Source organism: Spirosoma sp. KCTC 42546, assembly GCF_006965485.1.
In the GTDB taxonomy this organism is placed as follows: domain Bacteria; phylum Bacteroidota; class Bacteroidia; order Cytophagales; family Spirosomataceae; genus Spirosoma.
Window position 1 is genome coordinate 755,070 of record NZ_CP041360.1, and the last position, 21,292, is coordinate 776,361.

13 protein-coding genes are annotated in these 21,292 nt (G+C 46.4%); 8 read left to right on the plus strand and 5 right to left on the minus strand.

Annotated elements, in window-relative coordinates; translation table 11 throughout:
• Nucleotides 1-24 precede the first annotated feature (24 nt).
• The 3 genes from EXU85_RS03305 to EXU85_RS03315 all read right to left on the minus strand — a co-directional run bounded on the left by EXU85_RS03305 (nucleotide 25) and on the right by EXU85_RS03315 (nucleotide 5,684).
• Nucleotides 25-945 (minus strand): LamG-like jellyroll fold domain-containing protein, encoded by a 921-nt coding sequence (locus EXU85_RS03305; RefSeq protein ID WP_142770704.1) that lies wholly within the window; start codon nucleotides 943-945, stop codon nucleotides 25-27.
• Nucleotides 946-1,065: 120 nt separating this feature from the next.
• Entirely contained in the window at nucleotides 1,066-2,601 is a 1,536-nt protein-coding gene (locus EXU85_RS03310) for a RagB/SusD family nutrient uptake outer membrane protein (protein WP_142770705.1), read from the minus strand.
• Nucleotides 2,602-2,615: 14 nt separating this feature from the next.
• Entirely contained in the window at nucleotides 2,616-5,684 is a 3,069-nt protein-coding gene (locus EXU85_RS03315; RefSeq protein ID WP_142770706.1) for a TonB-dependent receptor, read from the minus strand.
• A 235-nt stretch (nucleotides 5,685-5,919) separates the two neighbouring features.
• Here EXU85_RS03315 and EXU85_RS03320 point away from each other — a divergent pair, with 235 nt between their 5' ends.
• A complete protein-coding gene (locus EXU85_RS03320) occupies nucleotides 5,920-8,778 on the plus strand; it encodes a hypothetical protein (RefSeq protein WP_142770707.1) in 2,859 nt (952 codons plus the stop codon).
• A gap of 85 nt (nucleotides 8,779-8,863) precedes the next feature.
• Here EXU85_RS03320 and EXU85_RS03325 read toward each other — a convergent pair whose 3' ends face one another.
• A complete protein-coding gene (locus tag EXU85_RS03325; protein ID WP_142770708.1) occupies nucleotides 8,864-10,147 on the minus strand; it encodes a Gfo/Idh/MocA family protein in 1,284 nt (427 codons plus the stop codon).
• 296 nt (nucleotides 10,148-10,443) lie between these two features.
• Between EXU85_RS03325 and EXU85_RS03330 the strand changes: the two genes are divergently transcribed.
• The 6 genes from EXU85_RS03330 to EXU85_RS03350 all read left to right on the plus strand — a co-directional run bounded on the left by EXU85_RS03330 (nucleotide 10,444) and on the right by EXU85_RS03350 (nucleotide 18,515).
• The gene (locus EXU85_RS03330; RefSeq protein ID WP_142770709.1) at nucleotides 10,444-14,418 is read left to right on the plus strand and encodes an Ig-like domain-containing protein; all 3,975 of its coding nucleotides are present in this window, start codon (nucleotides 10,444-10,446) and stop codon (nucleotides 14,416-14,418) included.
• Between the two features lie 89 nt (nucleotides 14,419-14,507).
• Entirely contained in the window at nucleotides 14,508-15,563 is a 1,056-nt protein-coding gene (locus EXU85_RS03335) for a T9SS type A sorting domain-containing protein (RefSeq protein ID WP_142770710.1), read from the plus strand.
• Nucleotides 15,564-15,660: 97 nt separating this feature from the next.
• Entirely contained in the window at nucleotides 15,661-15,813 is a 153-nt protein-coding gene (locus tag EXU85_RS35245; protein WP_168207730.1) for a hypothetical protein, read from the plus strand.
• A 190-nt stretch (nucleotides 15,814-16,003) separates the two neighbouring features.
• Nucleotides 16,004-16,291: a PqqD family peptide modification chaperone gene (locus tag EXU85_RS03340; RefSeq protein ID WP_142770711.1), complete on the plus strand. Its 288-nt coding sequence runs from the start codon at nucleotides 16,004-16,006 to the stop codon at nucleotides 16,289-16,291.
• A 262-nt stretch (nucleotides 16,292-16,553) separates the two neighbouring features.
• Nucleotides 16,554-17,336: a serine kinase gene (locus EXU85_RS03345; RefSeq protein ID WP_246859415.1), complete on the plus strand. Its 783-nt coding sequence runs from the start codon at nucleotides 16,554-16,556 to the stop codon at nucleotides 17,334-17,336.
• Nucleotides 17,337-18,515, plus strand: coding sequence for a nucleotidyltransferase family protein (locus EXU85_RS03350; protein WP_142770713.1), 1,179 nt, complete (start codon nucleotides 17,337-17,339; stop codon nucleotides 18,513-18,515).
• Here EXU85_RS03350 and EXU85_RS03355 read toward each other — a convergent pair.
• The gene (locus EXU85_RS03355) at nucleotides 18,512-20,464 is read right to left on the minus strand and encodes an asparagine synthase-related protein (protein ID WP_142770714.1); all 1,953 of its coding nucleotides are present in this window, start codon (nucleotides 20,462-20,464) and stop codon (nucleotides 18,512-18,514) included. The genes EXU85_RS03350 and EXU85_RS03355 overlap by 4 nt on opposite strands.
• Before the next feature lie 63 nt (nucleotides 20,465-20,527).
• Between EXU85_RS03355 and EXU85_RS03360 the strand changes: the two genes are divergently transcribed.
• Nucleotides 20,528-21,286 carry a hypothetical protein gene (locus EXU85_RS03360; protein ID WP_246859416.1) on the plus strand — a complete coding sequence of 253 codons (759 nt, stop codon included), beginning with the start codon at nucleotides 20,528-20,530 and terminating at the stop codon, nucleotides 21,284-21,286.
• Nucleotides 21,287-21,292 lie beyond the last annotated feature (6 nt).

Genomic DNA, 21,292 nt, shown 5'->3' on the forward strand with positions numbered 1-21,292 from the left:
CCCCTGATGGTACTTTTATTGGGATTAGCGTCCTGCAGATTCGAGTTGATATAAATAGCCGATATCAGTACCTGACAAGGCTTTGTTATAGACACGAATTTCGTCTATTGACCCATTAAATAAACCCTGCCATGCCTGAGCTGCAGATTGGGTATAGCCAGCATTTGCGTTGGGCCACGCACCGATTACAACTTGAGTAGGCGTTGCTAACGTGATAGGTCCAATACCTACACCATTTACAGTCCTGTTTCTATACGTACTGTTCGATACCAACTGGCCATTGGCATATAAATCAATATTAGAGCTTGAACCATCATACACCATGACGTAATGAACCCATTTATTAGCTCCTTTTACAATCTGGTAGGTTTTTCCTGCATCTGCAAGCCCAAAACCAGTAACATTATCACCTCCAGTGCTATAGTTGCCATTTAAAAATGTATGGAAAGCACTGTGTAGCTGTAAAGTATCACTGGCAGCCTTGTATGCACCTGTTTCAACATACATATTTAGGGGTCCCTGGTTCCAGTCTCCTTGTGCAGATAACGCCTGCGTTAAGGCAAATACAGAAGAAGCGGTAGTTCCATTATTAGCTACTTTAACCCACGAACTTACCGTTACACTTGGTATAGCACTCGCACTACTCAAAGCTGTTATAGTAGGATACAGCAGATAGCCAGAATTTAGTTGAAGAGCCTGGCCTTTAGTTCCTGTTGTAAATGAAGCATTGCTACTGTTCGATGGAGCAGTTCCCGAAATCGTTTCATTATTGGTTCCATCAAACGTCCAGTGAGCTTTCAGGTTGGATGCCGCTACATCATTTGATGTGTTATACCCACCAATAGGAGGCAAGGTAGCCACATCATCGTCTTTTTTGCAGGAGGTAAAAGCCGCACTCATTACCAGCCCTGCCATCACCCACGCTGAGATTTGTCTCGTTTTCATGATAAATTGGTTTTAATTGTACTTGGAAATTGGGATTGTATTGTGCTTGGAAAATTCTTGTTAAGATTGTCATCTCTATTTTTTTGTCCTGCTGACGAAGGAAGCATGACAAAACCAAAATCAATAGCCTGGATTTTGGTCTAGTTTGCCACCACTTAATTGGATTTGCAGACTCGGTACGGGCAATAATTCGTTTTTGCCCGCGACGAAATTCTTTCCAGCCGCCTGCATCACCTGAGCGGCCCGCCCTGTTCGAACTAAGTCGAAGAAGCGGTCGTGTTCCATAGCCAGCTCGATCCGGCGCTCTTGCCAGATGGCCGTACGTAGGTCGGTTTGTGAAGCGGCTTTGGTGGCGGCTAATCCGGCGCGGGTTCGTATCTGGTTCAGGTAAGTAATAGCGGTTCCCGATTGGCCTAGCTCGTTATTGGCTTCGGCGTTCATCAACAGCACATCCGCATAGCGCAACAAACGCACATTTTTCTGCTTTTTGTCGCGGTTGCCCAGATAGGGTTCAATACTTGGATTCTCGCTGGCGTAGGCTTTGTAGTTGTAGTAGAGGTTCTGTACTGAATCGGCACTGGGAATGCGGAAACCATCATACAGTACCGTTCCAACGTGTTTTCCACTGTTATCAATGGTGATAATGGTAGAGGCTCTGCGCTTGTCACCCGCTTCATAAGCATTTACCAAATTCTGGCTCGGCGTATCAAAGCCAAAGCCTAAATCAGTCCAACCACCTTTGCCACCTACGCGTGGGCCCTGCCAGGTGGCATAACCACCAACAGCTATATCGCCATTGTTGAACGTGCCACTCTGGGTTTCGAAAATCGACTCGCTGCTGTTATTGCCTACGTATCGCCAGATGATCGTATAATCCGGTACCAGCGAATACTGGCCAGAATTAATCACCTCCTGGGTTAGAGCCTGTACTTGCTGCCAGTTCTTACGATACAGATAGGTTTTGGCCAAAAGCGCCTGAGCTGCCCCTTTATTGGCATGACCTACACCTGCCTGTGCCCGCAAGGGTAAATTATTGATGGCGAATTGGAGATCCTGCGTGATAACAGAATAGATCGTATCGACTGGGGCGCGGGTCTGAAAAGCGGGATCTGTGTTAGCGTCCTGCGCATCTTTTGGCACCCGAACAACTTTGGGCACTTTGCCGAAAAAGCGAACCAGATTGAAGTAGTAATAACCGCGAATAAACCGGACTTCGCCAATGAGTCGGGTTTTTGTCGCTTGGTCGATTGAGGCTGTTTCTAAAGCAGCCAGTGCCTGATTGGCACGGGAAATACCGCTGTAATAGCCATTCCATAAAGCGGCCACGAAATTATTGGTTGGCGTCGTCGTGAAATTGTCGATGTCCTTCAGGCTCGGCTGGTCACTATCGAAGCTGCCTTTGTCGGCGTCATCGGAAATAATATTCGTCGCGGCAATGAAGCTGATACCGTGGACATCGCCCCCATCGCCCCCAAATGCCTCGCTGTTATAGAGGCTATTATATACGCCCGTTACTAGGTTGATTGCCAGATTAGGGTCGGTAGCGGTCGTGGCCTGCCCTTGTACGGGCACATCCAGAAAACTTTTCTGGCAGGAAGCCGTCAGAAATAAGGCTGCAAAGCCCGTGCTTATATAAAGGAATGGATTGCGTTTCATGTTTGTCGAGTCAGTTAAAAGCCAATGTTTAGCCCAGCGACAAGCGTACTGGGCATTGGATAGGCGTTTAATTCAATGCCCTGGGTGGTTGGGCTACCTGTTGTTACAATACCGGCGCTGCTGGTGGCATTAAAGCCGGGCAGTTCTGCCGTGAAGCCGCTGTATTTTTTGAGTGTGAATAAATTCTGCCCCGTTACAAAGACACGCACGTTGCTAGCACCTATTTTTTTCAACACCGCATCAGGTATGCGATACCCCAGCGTCAGGTTGTTGATCCGCGCGAAATTTCCCGATTCAATGAAGTAAGTAGAAGGAGGAAGGTTGCCGCTGTTGGCTGCTGGTTCGGTCTGGATACCACTACCCGCCGACCAGCGCTTATACGCAACGGATTTTTCGACATTGTCCAGTGCGCCCTGACGGAATGCGCGTTTGCCATTGTAAATCTGGTTGCCCACGTTGCCGTAGAAATCAACACTGAGATCGAAGCTTTTGTAAGTCAGCCCCAGATTTAGGCCGAAATACGCTTTTGGCTGGTACGATCCGGCAAATACCCGGTCGTTATCATCGATCTTGCCGTCACCGTTGGTATCCTGGTATTTGAAATCACCCGCATTGGCCGAGGGTTGAATGACCTGGCCCGTTGCGTTTTTGTAATTGGCTATTTCATCGGCATTCTGGAAAACACCCAGTACCTGCAATACATAAAAGCTACCTACAGGTTGGCCGTTATCGGTTCGGGTGGTGTACTGCTGATTGGCTCCAATTCCCCCGTCGAGAATCGGTTGTCCGCCGTTCAGGCCAATCACTTTGTTTTGATTCAGGGTGGCATTACCCCCGATACGGTAGGAGAGATCATTCGTGATTTTTCCCCGCCAATTCAGCGTAAATTCAAATCCCTGATTCTGAATCGAGGCCGCATTTGTCAGAACCACACCATCGGCATCCCCCGATACGGAGGGGACTTTGACGTTGATCAGCAAATCTCTGGACTTCTTATTGTAATAGTTGACTTCGCCGGTAAGTTTACCGTTCAGGGCCGTGAATTCAACGCCTAAGTCAGCTTCTTCGGTGGTTTCCCACTTCACATTCGGGTCTTTAATTTGCGTAATGGCGCTTCCGGGCGTTGCAATGCCACCACCAAAGGGATAGGCCAGATTGGGCGCTACGGTTACGGTGTAAGCATCGGTTGGAATCCGATCGTTGCCCACTTTACCCCAACTGGCCCGCACTTTAAGCAGGTCGAAAATCTGCTGACTAGCCATGAAGCTTTCGTTGCTGATTACCCAGCCCGCGCCTACCGACGGGAAATATCCCCAGCGATTCTGGGCCGGGAAACGGGATGATCCATCGGCCCGAATCGTTGCCGTGAACAGATATCGGTCGTTGTAATTGTAATTCACCCGACCGATGTACGAATTGCGATTGTATTGATCGCCCGATCCATCGTTGGTCGATGTGTTGGCGTTTCCGGTGTTGATATACCACAGATTCTGCGCAGCTGGAACATCTTTCCGGAAGGCTGTAAAGCTGGTAAGCGTGTATTTCTCCGCGGTTGTACCAACCAGCACGGTCAACGCATGTTTATCAAACTTCTTGTTGAAGGTGATCAGGTTATCCCATGTCCAGTGGAAGGTTCGGGTATTGATGAACTTCAGGTTGCTGTTGGGATTCCGCTGATTACCACCGGGATTGATAAAGGTGGTTGTATCGTTGTTGAACTGGTAATTGTACTCGCGCGTATTCAGGTTAACCCAGTCGCCCCCAATGTTGGTGCGGTATGTAATCCAGTCAACAGGCTTGATTTCGAGGTAAGCCGATCCTAACAACCGGTTGTCTGTGGCGTGGTTGTTATTTTTCTCGATGTCCAGTAGTGGGTTGCCTACATTCTGATAAACCGAGGTGTTACCATACTTACCATTTTCCTTCGATTGAATGAGCGGGGCAGCCCGGTAGGCATCATTGTAAGCCGTTCCGAGGTTGGCAATCTGGTTATCGCCGTTAGCGTAGGAGGCCGATATGCCTATTTTGACGTATTTGTTGAACGTGAAATCGTTGTTGGCCCGAATCGAGAACCGTTTGTATTGATTGTCGATCACAAGTCCCTGATCGGTGTAGTAACCAGCGCTCAGGAAGTAGGTCGATTTGTCGGTGCCGCCGTTTATGGAAATGCCATGATTTTGCTGAAAGCCGTTTCTCAGGATCTGTTTGTACCAATCGGTAGAAGTCGTACCTGGACTAACGATGTTGCCCGTGGCCGCACTAACGTAGTTGGCATACTCCGTGGAGTTGGCCATCGGGACCAAGTACGAAGGTATCCGAAAACCCGCATTGCCCGAATAATTCACGGTCATTTTGCCAACCGTGCCGCGCTTGGTAGTAATGATCACTACCCCGTTTGCCCCGCGTGAGCCATAAATAGCGGTGGCCGATGCATCTTTCAGAACGTCAACATTCACAATGTCGGCCGTATTGATATTCGAAATGTCATCAGTTAACACACCGTCGACAACGAACAGCGCAGCGGTACCACCCAGAGCACTGCCCGTACCCCGAATCCGAACAACGGGCGAACTGCCCGGTTGGCCACTACTAATGATCTGGACCCCAGCGGCCTTACCCTGAAGGGCCTGGGTAGCCGTCAGTACGGGTTGCTTTATCAATTCCTCGCCTTTTATAGTGACCGTTGCCCCCGTCACATCCGATTTGCGTTGCGTGCCATAACCGACCACAACTACTTCGTTCAATGATTTAGTGTCTTCTACTAAAGGGACATTGATCGTTGTTCGGCCACCGATAGCGATTTCTATTTTCTGATAGCCAATGCTGGAAAAGACTAACGTTGCGTTGTCATCTGCCTGAATGATATATGTTCCGGTGCCGTCAGTGACTGTACCGGTTGTGGTTCCTTTTACCTGTATGGTAACGCCTGGCAATCCTACACTTGAAGTGCCGTCTGTAACTTTTCCTGTTATTCGAATAGGGGCAACTCCAGCCAGAGCGGAGTTAATTGTTAACAAGAACAGTAGCTCTGCAAGCAATAGCGGAAGCACTGTTGATTTCCTATAAAGTGAACGTTTTTTCATAACTGATCTGAGTAAAGCCGTTGCCAATGCAGATTCAATACTTGATTTTGTTACTTAGGTACCTTTGCCTACTTAACAAAAAATAGCACTAACTTTCCTATATTTTTTTGCACAAAAGTAGGGTGATCATGATTCGGCTCCTAAAATAAGCCTACATCATTACCACATCATAATGCCCTTTTTAAGCTAATTTTGATGCTTTTGATCACATCATACCTTTATTTCCGTGTTTGCCATGAGTGGATTTAAGGGCCGTTCCATAGTGCCTGGTTTTATACGAATTATTATTTGTTCTCTGCTGGTTTTTGGAGGTCGATCTGTGCAGGCTCAATCGCCGTATAGTTTTTGTCGGCCAGAGTTAATTCAGTATACCAAGCAGGTGTATGGAGCCTATAATCAGAATTGGGGGGTGGCTCAATATCGGAAAACCCGGTTTTTATATTTTGCCAATTCAAAGGGATTGCTTGAATTTGATGGGAGTAACTGGCAGGTTTATGAATTGCCCCGGAAACAACGCGTTCGGTCAGTAGCCGTTGACGAAGAGGGGCGAATTTACACGGGCGCTCTTGGCGAGTTTGGATATTGGTTTCCTAATGAACAAGGTGAGTTAGTGTATCACTCGTTAGTCTCGCTAATTCGGGAGCAGGCTTTTCGGAATGAAGAGATCTGGAACATTCTGGTTACTCCCCAAGGGGTTATTTTTCAATCGTTTGCCTTTATCTATCGGTATCAGCAGGGGAAGGTAACGTTACTGCAACCTCCTGCAACGGTTCTGTTTGTACATCAGGTTCGTAATCGACTATTACTGGAAGTACTAAAGCAGGGCCTTTATGAATTACAAGGTGATCAGTATACGCTGGTGAAAGGAAGTGAATTTTTGGGTGCTGAAACGGTCAATTCTATCTTACCCATCGGTGATCGGGATATTTTAATCGGTACGGAACGGACTATTTATCGGTATGACGGCAATCAGTTTAGGCCTTTTAACGCTCAAATAAACGCCTTCATGCAGCAAAACCGCCTTAATCGTGGACTGCTGATTGGGCCTGACCTCTATGCATTTGGGACGCTATTGAATGGCGTACTCATTGCTACTGCTGATGGGCAGATACGCTATCATTTCAATCAGAAGAACGGGTTGCAAAATGGCACTGTCCTATCAATGTGCCAGGATGTCGATCATAATTTATGGGTTGGTTTAGATAAAGGGATTGACCTGATCAACCTCAGTTCGCCCATTCGCTATTTTATCGATCATGAAGATGACCTGGGGACTGTATATGATATGGCCCGATACCGAGATAATTTGTACTTGGGCACCAATCAAGGTGTTTATTATAAGTCGCTGAAGCAGGCTGATGGGCTGTTTCAATTGATTCCGGGCACGCAGGGACAGATATGGGACTTGACAGTAGTGGATGATCAGCTCCTGTGTGGGCACAATAAAGGCACGTTTCGAATTGAAGGAGCCCAGGCTCAGTTGCTATCGGGTATTACGGGTGGCTGGGTGTTGGCACGCCTGAAACACCATCCGGATAAACTCGTTCAAGGAACGTATACCAATCTGTGCATCTATCAGAAAGATGCGTATGGAAAATGGGTTTTTTCGCATACTGTCGAAGGGTTTTCGGCTCCGGTTCGACAATTGGATGAAGATGGGGAGGGCAATATTTGGGTCAACAAAGCAGCGAATCAGGGCTTACAGCGCCTGCAATTATCGGCCGATTTACGCCGGGTAGATGTGAGTAAGACGTATGCAGATGCGGAATTTCATAGCCCTGTTCTTAATTTATGCCGGGTTCAGAATCGGGTGGTTGTTACATCAACCAAAGGCTTACGCGTATACGATCCGCAACATGATCGGTTTGTTCCTGCGCAAACGAGTTACCCATGGGCTGAATCGAGTATCCGAAAAATTTTTCCGATGCCTGATTCCACTTTGTTCCTGCTACGCCAGGATGGGTCGGTGGCCTGGACACAGCCTCAGGGACGTGTATCCAATGATATTGCTGTTAAGACTAATCAATGGGTTGAGGACTTTGAAAAAATTGTGCCGCTTGATACAGGTTACATTGCGTTTTGTCGCGAAAATGGCTTTGCCCTACTGCCCCGTACCGAATTTAGTCATCTGAGTGGCTCAGTTCCTAAGCCGGTTATCCGAACCATTATACCCGTAGATGATCCTGGTATAAGCTACACGTTTCGGGGAATTTCGGTGCTACCTCTACTGTCTTTTTCACATGCACAGTCAAACCTGCTTATCAGTTTCTGTACACCATATTACACGCAGCCCGTCAAGTACAGTTACTGGCTTGAGAACAGCATGAAAGCCTGGTCTTCGTATGCAGTTCTGCAGCAAAAAGAGTTTAACAATCTGCCGCCAGGGAACTATGTGTTTCACCTGAAATCGAATCTGAGCGCCCATGAAAGTGTACTGGCATTTGAGATCAGACCCCCCTGGTACTGGAATAACTGGAGTCGGTTACTCTATCTGTTGTTCCTGGGCTGCCTGTGCTGGTTCCTGTATCAATTGCACCTAAGACGCGTTGCGGTACAGCAGAATCGAATCCAGAAAAAACTGGAACGAAAGCTGCGCCAGCAGGAGGAGCGAAGCCAGCAGAAAATTATTTTGCTTCAGAAGGAGCAGCTAGAGCAGGGCCTTATTCAAAAATCGGAAGAGCTGGCCAACTCAACAATGGCGCTCATTCAGAAAAACGAGTTACTGGTTCAGTTAAAAGAAGAGCTGAATCGCGTGAAAAACCGCTCGGGAAGCCGGTTGCCAGGCGATGATTTTCAGCGCATCAATACGTTGATCGATACTAATATTTCGAGTGAGCAGGACTGGAAACTGTTTGAGTCGAATTTCAATAAAGTGCACGAGCAGTTTCTGAAGCACCTGTTGGAGAAGTACCCTGATCTTGGGCAGGGCGATCTGAAACTTGCGGCTTATTTGCGGATGAACCTGTCTACCAAAGAGATTGCGCAGCTGCTGAATATCACCTCGCGCAGTGTTGAATTAAAACGGTATCGACTCCGAAAAAAACTTAATCTGGAGGCCGATATGAACCTGAGTGAATTTATGATTAAGTACTAGCTTGTCGTTTGACGTTTTTAGTCTGAGGTTCGAAGTTTCCGTACAGGCTAACTTCGAACCTCAGACTAAAAACGTCAAACGACAGCTATATCAAATCCCAGCCTTTTCGGTACTCACGCGACAGGAGTGCATTGGCAGCGGAATTATGCCTGAATTTCTCTTTTCGGGCGTTCCACTCTAAGGGTTGTCCGAGCCGGTACGAAATCAGGCCAAGGTGCATAGGCATGGTCATTTGCCGGGCGTAGGCTAAATTCGATTCGGGCTGTTTACGGGATTTGACGGAGTTAATAAAGTTTTGCTGATGCCCCGGTGATCGCTCGATTGTGATCGGAATTTCGGGTATATCATTCATTACAATTCCATTAATTGTAATTTCCCTCGTATTGTAGTCGCATAGAAGCGTCCCCTTATCACCTTCAAAATAGGCACCAATCCCTTTTTTCTCCGCACCTGGCACATTGGGCGGTGTGCTGGTCCAGTGTAACGACAGATTCTCGAACTCGTAATCAATATCGATCCACTTAGGGGCATCACCAATACCTTCGGGAGCTTCCCCTTTTGCGCTTATGCTTTTCAGGCCGGTAGGATTAATAGCCCACCAGACTACATCGGCAATGTGGCACCAGAAGTCCTGAAACACGCCACCTGAGTAATCTAGAAAATAGCGGTACGTAAAATGGCAGCGTTCTGGTGTATAGAGGGACACGGGTGCGGGCCCCTGCCACATATCCCAATTCAGGGTAGACGGGGGCGTCTGGTAATTTGCCGGACCAAGCACGGGTGGAAATCCTGTTTTCCAAAGCCGTACGGTTTTTACGTTACCTATAGCACCAGATTTAATGATTTCTACAACTCGATGGTAATTGTCGCCCGCATGAATTTGGGTACCCAATTGAAAAATTCGATCGTAGCGATTTAGGGCTTTTAGCATCTTCTGCCCTTCCCGAACACTGTAGGAGAGCGGTTTTTCACCATATACGTCTTTCCCGGCCTGAAACGCCATAATGGCTACCTGAGCATGCCAATGATCGGGGGTGGCGCAGGTAATAGCGTCGATGTCATTGCGGTCGAGCAGATAACGGAAATCGGAGTACGTTTTGGCGACGGTATTGGGCTGAAGAGTTTGTAAGGTAGCCAACGCTTTGTTCAGATGAGTTTCATCCACATCACATAAACCGACTACCTCTACATCTGGCAATTTGGCAAACCAGTTCAGGTGATTCGTCCCCATTCCGTTAAGGCCAATGTGGGCCACACGAACGCGGTCGCTGGGAGCAACTTTACGTTTCAGGCTCGGAAATAGGGTCATACTAAGGGCAGCCGCGCTCCCCTGCTTCAGAAACTCACGGCGATTGGGTTGGTGGGTCATAGGATAAGGACAGAGCCAATATAGTCGTTGTCAATTACTTGCTACATCAAATACCAGAGAGGAGAATAATCTACTGATTAAGGCTTATTAGCTATAAATAGGATTATGTGTTGATACATTTAAAGTGGTTACACTTAGGTTGCCGAATAATATGTTTTTTTTCTTTGGGGTAACAGTAATCTACTTTTATGGCACTGAACAATCTAATTAGTAAATTAAATCAAGATTTAGTTTATGGATTAATTGATCTAGTTACCGTTTCCACAAAACTCATCTCTTTTAAATGACTAACGTTTATGAAACAAATTTTCACTTCCTTACTCAAGGAGCGCTTTTTTTACTGCCTCACCTGGGTTGCTCTCCCTTTATTACTATGTCTGGGTTTTCAGGTTAAGGCCCAGCAAAGTAGCTTAGGCGCGCCCAATTCGTTAACATCAACACCTTTTGTTAATACGCCTTTCTCCGTTACCCAAGCGCATGCCAGTACGCTTGCCAGCTGTTGGGAGGGAGACGTAGGCCTTTGTGTTCTAGGCCCCAATGTTCCAGACAGGGCGATAGACAATGACTTAACCAACTTTGCGAGGACAAACATCGCTGTTAGTGCAATTTCCTCTCTTACAGTTGGTGATAACAATCCGGCAACTATTTATAATGCCAAAAACTTTGCTGGCTTTGTTATAAGCAACTCGTCCCTTTTGGAAGCTACTTTATTTGGCTCAGTAACTATAAGAACGTATAAAAATGGCGTGTTCCGTGAAGCAAGCACTAGTGCTAATCTGTTGGGAGTAAGTTCGAGTTTAATTTCTGGCGCTTATGAAGTAGGCTTCTATACAACACTGGATTTCAATCAGATATCCATAACATTTACTAACCCGTTAACAGTGGTTACTTCGTATGATGTATACTATGCGGTTATGAGGAGGTATGGTCCTGACAATACACCACTAGCCTGTAATACGTCTACCCCGATGAATAGTCCAACCTTCCCCGCTATTGTCAATCCTGACAACACCGGTTTTGGCGGGTTATTAAGCGTTGGGACTATAATCAATCCAGACAATGCAGTTAGTCCCAGTACCAATGATGCCGCATCACTGGCAATAACGGCATCTGCTTTAGGGACTGGTTATTTCTCTATAAAGCTTCAGGATCAGGTCTTCAACTCAACAACAAATGCGCTTGATGATGGCTACCCAGCAGGTACATTTGCGGGTATTGACCTTAGTAATCCGTCATTGCTAGAACTTGGCGTAGGAAGTGGCTTCATTGTACAGACTTACTATCATGGAACACCTACCGCTGATATTGCTGCTAGTGGTGGCCTTTTTGTAGCAGGCAATACGGCATTACTAACGGGTACAGGGCGTCGAACGCTTGGGTTAGTAACAACAACGAAATTTGATGAAATAAAATTAACTGTAACAGGAACAGGTGCTAACGTTGGTACTGTGCTTATTTATGGAGCCGTTGTTAAACGTTTGTGTGATGCGCAACCACTTGTGTGTAACACAACATACCCATTGAGTAATACCGCCTTTCCGACAATTATTGATCCGGCAAGAACCGGCTTAACGGGGGTACTTGGGGTGGGGGCATCCATTCAAGATGAGGGAAATGTAATCAGCACTAGTACAACCGATTTTGCCACAATTACCAATACCGCATCAGTTGCAACGGTTGCTTCAATAGCCGTCCTAAATCCAATTAGTTCATATCCCGCGGGTACGTTTGCTGGTTTTACCGTCAACAAAGTCGCCGGAGTACTTGCTCTCGAATTATTTGATCGGTTAACCATTACTACCTATAGAAGTGGGACACTCGTTGAATCCAGAAGCGCGGGCAACTTACTTGATTTAGCTGTAACGTTGTTTGGCCCAACCAACAACTTTTTCAATGTAGGTTTTGTAACCACACAACCATTCGACGAAATACAGTTAAGTGTGGCTCCGTTGGTAGGTGCAGGTGTGGGCACCAGCTTGGCAAATCTGTCGGGTTCGCTACGAGTATACGGCGCATTTATTGATACGCGCACATCGGTAGGTGGTGGTTTGGTTTGTGCACTAAACACGAATCCAGACTTTGCCGTTACCAACAAGAACATACCTGTCACGAGCAGTGTCAAAACTAACGATAAGGTACCCGCTGGCACTACGTATGGCACCAGCCCTACACTGACAAGCTCGCCTGGTGGCTCTGTACCATCACTGGTAATGAGCAGTAATGGTACGTATACATTCAGTAGCGCAACACCAGGCGTATATGTTTACTCGGTTCCCGTTTGTTTGAGTGCTATTTGCATTTCGCAAACACTAACCATCACGGTTCTTGACCCAACGGTAAACACCAACAATCCAGTCGCGAATCCAGATATTGCCTCTACCGCCGGAGCATCTACGAACCCTGCATCGTTGACAGTCAATGTTAGAGTAAATGATGGGCCTGGCAATCCGGGTGGTACGCTGGCAAACCCAACTATTGTTGTTAATCCAACCAATGGGTCAGCCAGTGTAAATGGTAGTGGCAATGTGGTTTACACACCGAATGCTGGTTTTTATGGAACTGATATATTGACCTATCAGGTCTGCGAAACACCTAGTACACCTGCTTGCGGTACAGCTACGGTAACCATCACCGTTGTAGCACCAGGTAGCAACAATAGTACGGTAGCTGCCGATGATTACATTAGTACCTATCAGGGTGCGGCTGTTTCTGGTAATGTTAAAACCAATGACACTGATCCTGAAGGGAATACCCAGACGATAACTACCCAGAATACAACTATTCCAGGTGTAGGTACGTTGGTTGTAGCGGCTGATGGTGCATACACATTCACGCCAGTAGCTGGTGCTACGGGGCCGGTTGACTTTTCGTATACCACTACCGACAATGGCTCCCCGTCAGCCTCTGCGAATGGAACATTACACATACTAATCAATCCGTTTAATCCGAATCCGGACTTCAACGTTACTGATATTAATGTACCAGTTCCGGGTAATGTTAAAACAAACGATGTAGTACCTGTAGGAACTACCTACGGTACGGCTACCCTGACCAGCTCGCCTGGTAGCGCAACGCTGACGCTAACACCAACGGGCAGCTATACCTTCACTGCCAGCACACCAGGCGTATACACATACAATGTGCCTGTCTGCGTTACGGGAACACCCCCTGTCTGTACAACGCAGACATTGGCGATCACAGTGCTTGATCCGGCTGTGAATACGAACAACCCAGTAGCAAATCCAGACTTTGCAACGACCACCGGCGCGCCTATCAGCCCAACGGCATTGACAGTTAACATAAAGGTTAACGATGGACCAGGAAATCCAGGAGGTGCGTTACAAAATCCAACGATTCCTACTCAGCCTGCTCATGGTACTGCCAGTATTAATGGAAGTGGAAATCTGGTTTACACGCCAACGGCAGGGTATTATGGAACAGATGTTGTGACTTATCAAATCTGTGAAACACCTAGTACACCTGCATGTGCTACCGCCACCGTAACCATCACGGTTAAAGCGCCAGGTAGCCCAGCGGCTGTATCCGCCAACGATGACTATATATCTACATCAGGAGGAAGCCCTGCCAGTGGTAATGTACTCGACAACGATCTGGGAACTGGCCTGTCCGTATCAAATGCGGGAACAACAGTAACCTCATCGGGTACACTCGTATTGACTTCCTCAGGTAGCTATACATTTACTCCTGCGCCGGGTGCTACGGGTCCTGTTGACTTTACTTATACCGCCTGCGATAATAATACACCGTCGACCTGCGCCAGTGCAACGTTGCATGTGCTGATTAATCAGGGTACTCCTGATTTAACGCCAGTCATTGATTTGCCTCAGGCCAACTTTGCCGCAACGAGCCCGGATAATACGAGAAGCTTTGTGGTAAATATATTTGAAGTTGGTGGGCAACCTACCTCTAGTGGAAATGTAGCTATCACGCTCTCAGCGCCAGCTGGTTATACAATTGCTTTCTCAAGTTCGATCACCAGTATTAGCGTTTCCGGAGGTACTACTACCCCAGTAGATAATACAAAGTGGACTGAGACTAGTAATAATGGGTTACAGATTTCACTAACGATTAAGGCTGGACAATTTATAGCTGCTAATGCCACTGCCAAGCTGGGTTTCACGATAACCCGCACAACGGCTAATTCTGGAAGCGCGTCAAATATCACAGTAAATGTAAACGACGACGCTACACATACGTATGATGGAAATCCATTAAATAACGTTTACGCCAGAATTATCACTGGTTTGTAAAGTTTTTCTTGCCCCAAATATCTTTTTATAGATATTTGGGGCAAATTAGTAGTCCACAGTTGAATTTTCTAAACTTTGTATTCACGATTATGACCAGAAAACTTTTACTTATGCTTTTGACGGTCTTGTGCAGCAGCTATGCCGCCTTCGCCCAGGATCCCTCCGTGGGAGGAATCGTCATTAGCCCCAACCCCATCCAGGTTGGACAAGCCGCTAGTCTCACCGCCAGCTTTGGCAATGGTAGCTCCACCGATATCCCTCAATCCGCTACCGCTACCTATACCGTTAACCTGCCCCCCAATATTGGCGTAACCGGCTCCTCAGTCGTGGTTATCTCGCCTGTGGCGGGCACCACGGCCAACCTGTCGGTTACCGTGGGCGCTTATGATGGAACCAATGGCACCATTGTTACTGTCCGCAGCAATAACGGGCCCGTGCCCGGTAATGCCATCTATGATCTGCGCTTAGCCATCGTTGGCGTACGCGTAACGGGAGGCTTGCCGCCCAATGTGCTGAGCAATGCCCTCTCCAGTGGTATCGGTACCAACAACCCCAACAACGACAATGCCAGCACGCCCGTGGCGGTAACGGCGGGTGCTTTACCCGTAGCCCTGGTTTCCTTCACGGCCAAAGCCCAGGAGGATCGCACGGTTGCCCTGGCCTGGACCACCTCGCTGGAAACCAACAACAAGGGCTTTCTGATCGAGCGCAGCAAGGATCTGAAAGGTTTTGAGAAAGTGGGCGAAGTAACGGAGTTGGGTGCCAACAGCAATTCGCTGAAGAATTACCACCTGATTGACCAAACGCCTTACGCGGGTACGAGCTACTATCGGCTGACCCAGATGGATCTGGATGGCAAGTCGACGGTATTCCCGGTGGTGTCGGTGGTGCTGCGGGAAGGTGCCTATGGCGTGTTCCCCAATCCGGTGCTCAATGATCAGCAGTTCCGGTTGAGTCTGGATGAGCCCGAGACGGCACAGATCAATTTTTATGGCGCAGATGGTCGTTTGATGCCGGTTCAGAAGATGGGTGTCGAGTCGGGGAATCTGTTGTTAAAGGTGACGGGTAAGCTCTCGACGGGGGTGTACATTCTGACGGTGGATGAACGTGGTCAGACTCGTAAGCATCGCTTAATTGTCGAATAGATTTGTTACGATGCTTGCCTCAGCTCGCAGAGTTGAGTGGCGACCGTAAGGTTGCAGAATCGGCACCTGATTTCACAACAGTTAAATTCCTTGGCACATGAAAACAAAGTCCAACCATATATCGAATACAGCGTCGAAAAGGACGTATCAAACCCCCCGTGTTAAATCGCTGGGTAATGTAAAGAAACTGACGCTGAAGACGGGCTCGAACGTCGATGGCTTTGGCGGTACGTTCACGTTTAGTTCTTAAATTATAAGGCTCTTTTCGCCTGATATGTACTAGCTTGGTTCGTCTTCTTAGAAGATGAACCAAGCTTTTTTTTGTCCATCCAGGTCGATTTAACTCAAATAAGAGTTGACCACCCCAGAGAAAAAGGCTACCTTAGTCAAGTCGTACGCTACATAAATCATCCTAATTTTATTTATTTCTCTTTTCTTAAATGACTATCACATCTGATACCCGAATTCAACTGGTACCAAATCAATCTTCATCTGTTCTTGGAAAGGAAACGGTATTATTAAATTATGAACTGGGTAATTATTATGAACTGAATGAAGTTGGGGGCTTTATCTGGTCTCTTTTACAGAATCATAAAGAAATGTCCGTTGGCGAAATTCAGGAAAGCATACTCAATGAGTTTGATGTAGAACCCGCTGTTTGTAACGAAGAATTAAGGCTATTTATCGAAAATCTATTGCGAGAGAAGTTGATCGAGGCAACCCCCTAGTGTGGTGAAAATTATATAGGTGTCATCAAACGGATTTTGCGCAGATAGTCATAGTTTAGTTATCCGTACTAAATCGAGTTATCCTTGCTGAGCAAGCTACTCAGGTATTCGAGCTGATTTTATAATGGAATTGACCAGATATTATTATACTGCGTACGGGCTTACTATTGGTTCTGAGATTCAGCTCCCTCCCCTCAAAGAAATAACTCCTAAGCCAGTTGATGTAGTTATTAGACGGGGAGCATTACCCGAAAGCCCACCGTTGCAGCCTACAAAAATTTATCGTGCTGGATTGCAAGCCAAATTTGCCCAAAATGGGCCACAGCAGTTATGGCTCAACTGGGCACCCATCCTATCATTTATGGTCGTAAACGGCCAGGAACTCGTTCTGGATACAACTCAAACCGATGAGGATCTGCTCTCTCTGTTTACGTTAAGTGAAGCGCTTGGTCTTATCCTGTTTCAACGGGGTTACTTTTTGTTACATGGCAGTGCTATTCACCTCAATGGGAAAGGGGTTGTATTCCTGGGGGAACCAGGGGCTGGCAAATCAACCACAGTAGCAGCTTTTGCGCAAGGAGGGGTTAGCGTGATTAGTGATGATATGGTATGTATCCAAGTCAATGCAACAGGGCCGTCTTTAGTACTACCCGCCTTTCCACAAATCAAAATCTGGGAAAATAGCGTGACTGGCTTACAGATTAAGAAAGATGGACTCACGGCAGTGCGAGAGGGGGTTAACAAATTTTCCTGGCATGATTCAATCGTCTTTAATGAAAACCCTGTGACGTTAGACCAGATTTTTGTTCTAACAGCGCCCAACGAATTAGCTGGTACGAGCTTCCAAGTCCCTAAACACCAGATACCAATTGAATTGATTAGCTATTTTCCCCTGGCCGATTCACTACTACAAGGCACACCATTGAAAGATTATTTTGAAAAAAGCACTACCCTAGCTCACAGTGTTCCAGTTATTAAGCTAAGCCGCCCAGCTGACTTTAGTCGACTACACGCATTTGTTGACGATCTAAAAACGACATTTTAGATGAAGCACTCACCCGAAATTTCGTTGTTGCTGATGGCCTGTGCGGTTGAGCCAACGGAGAACAAAAGAGCGCAGATTACCCTGTTTTTAGAACAGCATCAAGTAGACTGGGATCGACTTTATAAACTGGCGGCTCGCCATAAGGTAACGCCGTTTTTGTACCGAACCCTTCAGGCCATTCCCTTCGTTGCTGAATCGTTTTTGACTACCCTACAGAACGATTGCCGGACAATAGCTACTGATAATTTACTGAAGCTACATCAATATAAGTTGTTAGATAAACGATTTGCTGATAATGAAATTGACTATGTTCCACTCAAAGGAATTTATCTGGCAGCTAACTGCTATCCTGATAGTAGCCTTCGGACTATTGGAGACCTGGATGTTTTAGTAGCAAAAGAAGATATTTTTAAAACGATACGCCTTTTAGAAGCCGATAGTTATCTAGTAGATCAAAAATCGACGCTTTACATGAAGTATGAGCAGAAAGTTATTTTTTCTGATTTGTATGAGGTTAGCCTAATGAAGCCATTTTTTAACAATAGCTATTTTGATCTTGATCTACACTGGGAATTTGTATGTTTTAATAAGCAGTATAAAGTTTATAGCGTACAGGAAGTTCTTTCCAGTCCAACCTTATATACAGAATACCAGATTGTTTTACTTGTAGCTCACCATGGTATAACGGCCATTTGGCAAACAATTAATTATATCAACGATCTCTATTTCTTAATAAATGATAAGGTAATTGACTGGGCGTGGCTATTGCAGGAGCTAGGTCAGAATGGCCTTGAACGAGTTTTTCTTTCGGGCTTGCTCTGGTGTCAACAGATTTGGAATTTATCGTTGCCTTCCACTATTCAGGAAATGTTGGTGACTCAGCGTATCCAATTAGTAGCCAATGCGTATGAGAAAAACTGGGAAACCAGCGAGCCGCTTTCGTCCAGTTCCCTAATTTTTAGTCAATTAATGTTTTTCTTTAAAGCGCAAACGCAACTAAGCAAGAAGTTGAAAATCATAGTTACGTTTTGCACCAGCCGGATCATTCGTTACAGCACGTTTAAGGTTGGGAAACGCATTGTATACGTGCCGAAACAATTTGGCATCATCACGTTTTTTATTCGGGGGCTTCGCTCGCTGCTACGCTTTATTCCTGCTTTACGTGAGCCGCTACGTTAGCTGTACTGTTTGAGTGAATTAAGCCAGAGCGCCAGATAGATAATTCGGCTTACAAGCCAATTATAACGGGTTTTTTTCTTGATGGGGAAACGTGGGTTAAAAACAATAGCAACAATCCTGGAAAATAGTTGCCGGTCAATGACCTCCCAGATCGGATGACCGGGTGTACTGAACTGCTCGTGAGTGGCCTGATACAGTTGTTGCGCTGATAATGTGCTGTATTCAACGAAGTTGGCTTTTGTCAGTCGAGATACAATCGAGGACGGCAGTATATCCTGTAGTCCGTTGCGGATCAATCCTCGCCCACGCCCTTTGTTAAAATGGACCTCTAAAGGTGTTGCTAACCCTAACTCAACAATAGTCTTGTCGAAGAACGGGAACGAATACTGATGCCCATAATAGGCACCGATGTGGTTCATCTGCTCGTTACAAATGACATTGGTTGTATGAACAATTTGGTTGATTGGCGCCTTATGTTCTGCTGATAGATTCCTAATCAGTTCGTTTGTCGATTGTTGCTGTCGTTGGAGTATTCGTTGTTTAAAATCAGTACTCAGTGCATTATTGAGTAAATCTCGATGAGCCAGTTTATCCTGAACTCGTTTGACCAAATAGGCGACGATGGCCGTAGTGGAGAGCCCGAAAATTCGTTTCTGATCGCGCAGCATGCTAAGAAAAGAAACGCCTGATTGTTTACTAAGCCGTTTTTTTAGATCGCTCCCAATAATGTATAGAACGTATTTTTCGTACTTAGCCTGATCGCTGAGCTGTTGCCAGTCGGCACTTAAAAAGCTCATGTTACGCTCACGAAACGAAACCATTTGCTGACAGGCTATTTGTAATTGCTCCCAGTCGTTAGCGTCGAGGAGCTGGTCCAGAAAATCAAATCCGGTGGGAATGGTACTGTCGCCGTCATGCCCGGTTAAGAGGATATCGCAACCCATCTGCTGGGCTTCCAATGATACGCTGAGGTGAAAACTGGAAGGAATAATGAAATGCTCAGGCCGGTCGAACTGATGGTTTATTGTTAATACGGAGTCGAGCACATCGGCTACCGGACGGACCCGGTGATGCTGCGAATGCCATTGGTCAACCAACGCCTGTACATACGCCTGCTCATCGGCCGAAGGCTGTTCTGTATCGATATTAAAGGTGTGTAAAGAAGGCCGATGCTGCTGGAGTAATAACGATTGGGCAACGCCACTGATCGATGACGAATCCAGCCCGCCAGACAAATGGGCACCTACAAGCTTTTTGCCCTGTATCCGTCTATCTACCGCTTCAATAAAGTAGTCGTGAAATAAGGAGGCATATTCATCTGGATTGGTCAATCCGCTAAACTGGTTTAAGTCGGGTTGCCAGTATGGCTGTATGTGCACATCCTGCGAAGTCACCCGGAGGTAGTGGCCCGGTAAAACGCTGTAAATGGTTTCGTAGAATGTTTCGGCACTATAAGGAACGTAAGCCGTGGTCCAGGTCAGGTACTCTCTGTATTTATGCTGGTTTGGTTTTACGTTGACTTCGTTAAGAGCCAGCAATGCTTTGATTTCGGAGGCAAAGGCAAAAAAGCGATCCGGCTGATGTACGTAATAAAGCGGTTTTATGCCCAAAGGATCTCGCGCACAGTAAAGTTGTTGCTGATGGCTATCCCAGATAGCTACCGCAAAATCGGCGTTCAGGGTATTAAAGGAGGCAGGACCTTGCAGTCCGTAGTTTGTGACGAAAGGCTGTTGCGGGGTAGATTTGGAAAATACATCAGCATCGACAGCAGCATAGAGCTGATTCGCTGAGTTGATCTCCACTGGGCCGTCAAAGGACATCAAAATTCCCTGGTTAATGGCCTGACTTGAAATGGCTCCCCGGTGTTTTAATCGTTCTATCACGTTTTGCTGATCAGTAGAAGATACCTCCTGTCCGTCAAATCGAATCATTCCTGCAATTCCACTCATACTTGGTCAATTTCTAAAGCGTTAACAAACTGGTCTATTTCGTATCTTCGCTTTTGGTGATCTGTGATCGACAAATTCAGGATTTATAAAGCTACTCAACACCTTCGCGAACGCCGTCAAATGCTCAAAAAAAGCAGCTCTTACATAATCAACCTACTGATTTTACTGGGTATGGGCATTGGTTGTAAACAAACGTCAACCGATCCTGTCCCCGATGATTCAGCTTATTTCCCGCTGCAAACCGGCGATTACTGGATTTATCAGGTAACTCAGGAAACCTACTCGCTCACCAATCCAGCTACTAAACGGATTTACCAGCTACAGGAAAAAGTTGGCAACTCATTCACTCAAAATGGACAGTTGTTTTTTCTTGTTGAAGAGTCGATAAAACCATCGTCCCAATCCGATTGGCAAATCAACGCTATTCATACCGTATATAAAAACCTATCGGAAGTGGTTAGTCAGGAAAGTAATGTGCCTACACTTCGACTGGTTTTTCCTATATCGTCGGCAACTTCCTGGAACGTTAATACGTACAACGCCAACCCCGATACGCTGTTGAGCTATCAGAACGACGGACGTCCATTTATACTAGGTAATCAAACATTTGACCGTACGGTTTCAGTTGTTGGTAAGAACGATTCAACGTTAATAAATCAACAGAAATACCAACGGGTTTACGCGCAGAACGTGGGCTTGATTTATCGGGAGGATGCATCGCTGGCGTTTTGTCAATCGACACCAGATTGTATTGGTAAAGGCATAATTTCATCAGGCAACCGACTAAAATGGGAATTAGTGGCCAGTAATCGGTTGAAATGAGCCATA